Source organism: Verrucomicrobiota bacterium, from assembly GCA_027622555.1.
Taxonomy (GTDB): domain Bacteria; phylum Verrucomicrobiota; class Verrucomicrobiia; order Opitutales; family UBA2995; genus UBA2995.
Genome location: JAQBYJ010000206.1, coordinates 1 through 5100 on the forward strand (window position 1 = coordinate 1; position 5100 = coordinate 5100).

Genomic DNA, 5100 nt, shown 5'->3' on the forward strand with positions numbered 1-5100 from the left:
GTCTGCCTCATTTCGCTCAAGGCAAGTTTCTATCCGGATGCTTCCTGGCCGTGCATGCAGGAAAAATCCCAGCATGATCCAGGCATCCCGTTCCAAATGATCGTCAATCACCGGGCCAAATAAAAATACCGTGATCCTTCATCGCCTATGCCCATGATCAAAGCCGCTTCTGTTCAATTTAATCACCTCCCTGGAAATAAACAGGCCAATTTAAAAACGATTGCTCGTTTCTGTGAGGAGGCAGCTATTCAGGAGGTTGAGATCATCGTCTTTCCCGAGATGTGCATAACGGGCTACTGGCATGTGCGTAATTTGAAGAAAGGGGAGATTGTGGCGTTGGCCGAAAACGTGGAAACAGGTCCATCTGTCCAAATTCTAAAAGCGCTTTCAAATCAGCATAAGCTGATTCTTGGGGCTGGGTTAATAGAGCAATGCGCGGATGGCCGGTTATACAATGCTTACGTGGTCGTCCAACCCGATGGTAGTATTCACTGTCATCGGAAACTCCATACTTTCATTAGCGAGCACATGACGAGTGGGGATTCATACACTGTGTTCGATACCCATTTGGGTTACAAAGTGGGTGTGCTGATATGTTATGACAACAACCTGATTGAGAACGTGCGTGTTACCGCCCTGAAAGGTGCCGATATTCTGCTGGCTCCCCATCAGACCGGTGGCTGCGAATCGGGAAGTCCGCATGGTATGAAACGTATAGACACCAAGCTCTGGGAAAATCGTCACAAGGACCCCATTGCAATAGAGGAAGCATTAAAGGGCCCCAATGGAAGAGGGTGGTTGATGCGTTGGCTTCCTTCCCGTGCGCACGATAACGGGTTGTTTATTATCTTTAGCAATGGAGTCGGAATCGATGACAATGAAGTAAGAACCGGCAATGCGATGATCATCGACCCTTATGGACGTATCCTTGCAGAAACCTGGAAAGCGGCCGATGCCATGGTGATTGCCGAACTGGATACCGATCTTCTTGAAAAAAGCTCGGGGCGGCGATGGATGCGTGGACGCCGACCGGACCTTTATCGGGAAATTGCTAACCCGTCTGGGGAGGAAATTTCCGCACGAGACGCTCGTTTTACCTAATAGTATGATGCTTTTTAGAAGGCGTTTTCCCGGGAACGCTGAGCCCCAGCTCGGCACTATTGAAACGACAGCCTAGCCTGAGGCTTGGCGCTCGTGCGCCGTCAAGAATAACACCGTCCAGGAGGGTACAATTATTAATACGGGGACAAATACCACTATTGTAACAATTTCCGGCTTCCAAACTGACAAACAGGTAGATGACATGGGAGCCCCCGTCGCACCGTGCCGTAGCCTTGCGCGAAGGCAGGCTCTGCCGCCGAACGTTCAGGAAATACACGGCACTGCGAGGACGCAGTTGCCTTCTTTTTTTCAAACTCATCTGAAGCGGACCGCTCGGCGATCGGTCCCTACCTTGGATTTATGTAACTTAGGTAGGGCGGTTTTGCCAAAACCGCCGTCAGGGATTTACCCAGGCTCAAGGAATCACACCGTCCACGAACCGCTTAAAATTTTCGCTTTCAATGAGTCCAGAAAGCAACTACGGTATTCCTCAACTTCTTTAACCCAAAAAATATGAAATATCAGTACCTTGATTCAGACGGCCAGAAAGCTGGTCCCTCCTCTTTGGATGAGATTCGCACCTTGTCCAGTAACGGCGAAATTCCTGCAGACCCTCAAGTCTGTGCGGAAGGCGATGACAATTGGGTTGCTCTTTCAACCATCAGCTCCGGGAGCTCGGCAACTGCCGCGAAAGAAAAGCCTGCGGCTGCTGATAAATCCGTCCCAGCTGGTGATGAGCCTAAAAAAACTGGTTCGGCTAAAAAGCCTCTGCCTTTTGCCGGCACCTTCCTTGCGGACTGGGTAGGCAAGTTGCTCGGAATTATCCGTGGTTTTCTTACACCGGCTCTGGTGGATAGTTCTCTCAATTTAGCCAAACATTTCGGGCAGTATGCTGTGCTTCTCGGCGGTGCACTCGGTTTTATCGCAGCCGTGGTTGCCGCGATTCGCCATAACTCCTTCGGCCTATTTCTTGGTGGTCTTGGCTTTCTTATTGCTTTGGCGGTAGCTCAATTCGCAGCGGTCAAGTTTCTCGATGCCTCGGACAAACTGATTGAAAGTACGCCGAGTAGGTTATCTTCTTTGGCGTTCCTGGATTGTGTCGGCCTGCTTACCATCCTTGCTGCGTTTATGGTTCTTCTTGGAGGAATTGTAGGATCCATCAAAGGTGGTGGGGTATCTGTATTAATCGTGGCCTTGGTATCCGCAACTCTCCTTACGTTTTTTTCAGCGGTTTCATTAAACCCTCAACTGGCTTCCGTTCAAAGTGGTTCGGCAAGCGCCGGAGAAGAAGCCATAGGTATTCTTGCATTTTTTCTCAAAGGCTTGCTCAAACTGGTGCCGCTGGTGTTTGCTCTTTTCGGAGTAGTTGGTGCCTTGATTTTGCTGGTAGGCATGTTCGCTCCGAATTCCGCGTTCGTACGAATGCTCGGACAGATGCTACCCGTTGTGCCGATTCCCGGACTTGGTGGCCCCGGCCTCTCCGGCTTGGGCGTTGTGCTAACGGCTGCCCTGTTACCGATTATAACTTACTTCATGTTTTTAATCTCGTCACTTCCGCTTGAGCTCTGGCGTGCAATCCTTTCCATCCCAGGGAAGCTTGATAGTTTAAAACGCTAGGGAGTCTGCAGGCGTGCTAGGTTGTGGTACCTGTTGCGAAATAGCAGTTACTCCAACTTATATCACATAAATGTACGACCTGGGACGGTAATATATTGAAAAAAGCGGCTCGGGATTTTTGGGGTTTCAATTTGACCCTCAAAGGGGAATTTCAAGTCGAATAGGCGAATACAAGCTCGCGCTGAAAAGTACCGTAGCCATAACCCTGCCAACGAAGGAGCATATGACTCAAAATGTTCCCGCCGTCATTGTCTCAGAGGACTCGACACGCATTGAAGATGGCAATATCGTCCAGCCTGTTAAAATCCATCCCAATTTTCTTTGATTGATAAAGTGCAGAATTCCCAACGAAGACAACGACGACTTTTCGTGGTGGGCCTATTGCTCCTCACGGTACTAGTGTTCCTGCTCCAACTGGCCAAAGTTACCGACGTGATGAATCATGGGTGGATCAAGGACCCGGAGCGCAAAATTCCTGACGGAAATGTGATCGTCTCACCAGCGGACGGAACGGTTATTTACGTCAAACGAATTGATAATGGAATGATGCCTGTCAGCACTAAGGAAGGGGTCTCTGTTCCAATTAACGAACACCTGAAAACCGAATCTTCCGAAACCAGTTTCAAAAACGGGTATCTGATCGGAATATACATGAATACACAAGGGGTTCACATCTCGCGTATGCCCACCAACGGGCAACTCCTGGAGCACCGCATATTTAATGGTCCGCACATGGTGATGGATGACATGGAGCTTAAAATCATCAAAAGCCAATTAATTCCTGGCGTGGTCACTGCAAAAAAGTTGTTCGGTATTCCACCGTTTGATCTGGAAAAGGAGGGAGATTATATTCTGAAAAGCGCCCGGGATGTGATGGAGTTCGAGGATGAGCGTGGCGCCACCATTATACTGATAAGAATCGCAGATTACTGGCTGGGCAAATTGCTCACGTGGATAAACGAGGGAGAGAACATCGAGCGAGGTGAGAAGATTGGTTATATCACCTGGGGATCCCAAACCGACATTTTTATCGAAGATACCCCAGGGTTGGAGATCGTAACCAGTATGGGAGAGTACGTCTATGGCGGCCAAACCGTTATTGCGGAGTATTAATCTCTGGCAGCTTAACTTGCTGCTATACGCGGTAATCACTGTCATCTCCATTTATCTCACGCGCGTGCGCTTTTTTGGGCTGCTTCAGCCTATCCTCGGTATCTTTCAAATTCCATAAAAACCCCCCTCGAAATAACGCTTCTCCGAAATGCAATTGAGGTATTGGAATCTCCGGATAAAGACATTGAGGATGCCGGGATTCTCAGTAAGCGCTCTATCGAAATTGACCCTTACGGTGAAGGCTACTTTTTCCTCGGCATCTACTATGCAAAAGTTGGCAATAACCAGGCAGCCATTGAAGCACTGCTTCACTTTCTATCCTTTGACCCAACCAAATACTATGCATACGAGAAGTTAGGCGAACTCTACTTGCTGGAAAACCAATTCAATACGGCAAGGGAAATAGTCAGTAGAGGGATTGTCTATTTCGAGGAAAATCTGGATGATTTCGCGCCACGTCTCCGGGATGATGTCTGGGGACCTTACAACGTTAAAGCCATCGAAACCGACCTATACTATCAAAACTCTCTCAGGATTTTGAAAAAGTTCCGGGAAGAAAGGCTCCTGACAGAAAACAAACCCAATTAAGTGAATAGGGTCACAAGCCTGAAGGGTCCGGCTGATTGCCGGAAAATCACTTGCTACCTCAACTCGAATTAATTCAAGTGGGTATCCAATTATTGAATAAGAGCGGAAGAAAGAATCGGATGGAAATTCGACCTTCGACTCACCCTCGATTGACCCAATGAGCGAAAAGCATCCCAACCCTCCACGCAGTAAAATTCGGGCCGCGGCACTGATCCAGCTTGCGCTGGCTTCGGGCGCCTGCGCGCTTGCTTATGAGGTATTGATCATTCGCATGCTCACCACCTTGTTCGGTGATCTTTTTTATGTGCAGGCAACCATCCTTGCCACCTTTCTTTTGGGAATCGGTATCGGCGCAAAAATATCTACACGTCAGCAAGAGCGCCTGTGGATATTTGAGATCTCGACCGGAGTTTATGCCCTGCTTCTCACCGGAGTGGCTGCCTGGATATATGAGCAATCCTGGCTGCCCCTGGTTACGGGTAGTCCGGCTCTCACCGTAGTCGCAACTGGCACACTGGCCTTGACACCCGGTATACTTATCGGATTCAGCATCCCGTTATTCAGTGGACAACTGAAGGACACCATCCCGGGTAAGAGCGCGTTTTCCACAACCTATTTAGACCCTGTTCGAAAAGCCGCTGGTTGTCCGTAAAATGCGCATGATAAAGTTTTGGAAAACCA

5 protein-coding genes are annotated in these 5100 nt (G+C 48.9%); all 5 read left to right on the forward strand.

The window, feature by feature from the left end; all coding sequences use genetic code 11:
• Window positions 1–147: 147 nt before the first annotated feature.
• The 5 genes from O3C43_24565 (at window position 148) to O3C43_24585 (ending at window position 5071) form a co-directional block, all read left to right on the forward strand.
• Complete coding sequence (locus tag O3C43_24565; protein ID MDA1069662.1) at window positions 148–1101, forward strand: nitrilase family protein; 954 nt, start codon at window positions 148–150, stop codon at window positions 1099–1101.
• Between the two features lie 513 nt (window positions 1102–1614).
• On the forward strand, window positions 1615–2718 hold the full coding sequence (locus tag O3C43_24570) for a DUF4339 domain-containing protein (GenBank protein ID MDA1069663.1): 1104 nt from the start codon (window positions 1615–1617) through the stop codon (window positions 2716–2718).
• Window positions 2719–3039: 321 nt separating this feature from the next.
• Complete coding sequence (locus O3C43_24575) at window positions 3040–3831, forward strand: phosphatidylserine decarboxylase (protein MDA1069664.1); 792 nt, start codon at window positions 3040–3042, stop codon at window positions 3829–3831.
• 162 nt (window positions 3832–3993) lie between these two features.
• On the forward strand, window positions 3994–4419 hold the full coding sequence (locus tag O3C43_24580) for a hypothetical protein (GenBank protein ID MDA1069665.1): 426 nt from the start codon (window positions 3994–3996) through the stop codon (window positions 4417–4419).
• A gap of 157 nt (window positions 4420–4576) precedes the next feature.
• Window positions 4577–5071 (forward strand): hypothetical protein, encoded by a 495-nt coding sequence (locus O3C43_24585; GenBank protein MDA1069666.1) that lies wholly within the window; start codon window positions 4577–4579, stop codon window positions 5069–5071.
• Window positions 5072–5100 lie beyond the last annotated feature (29 nt).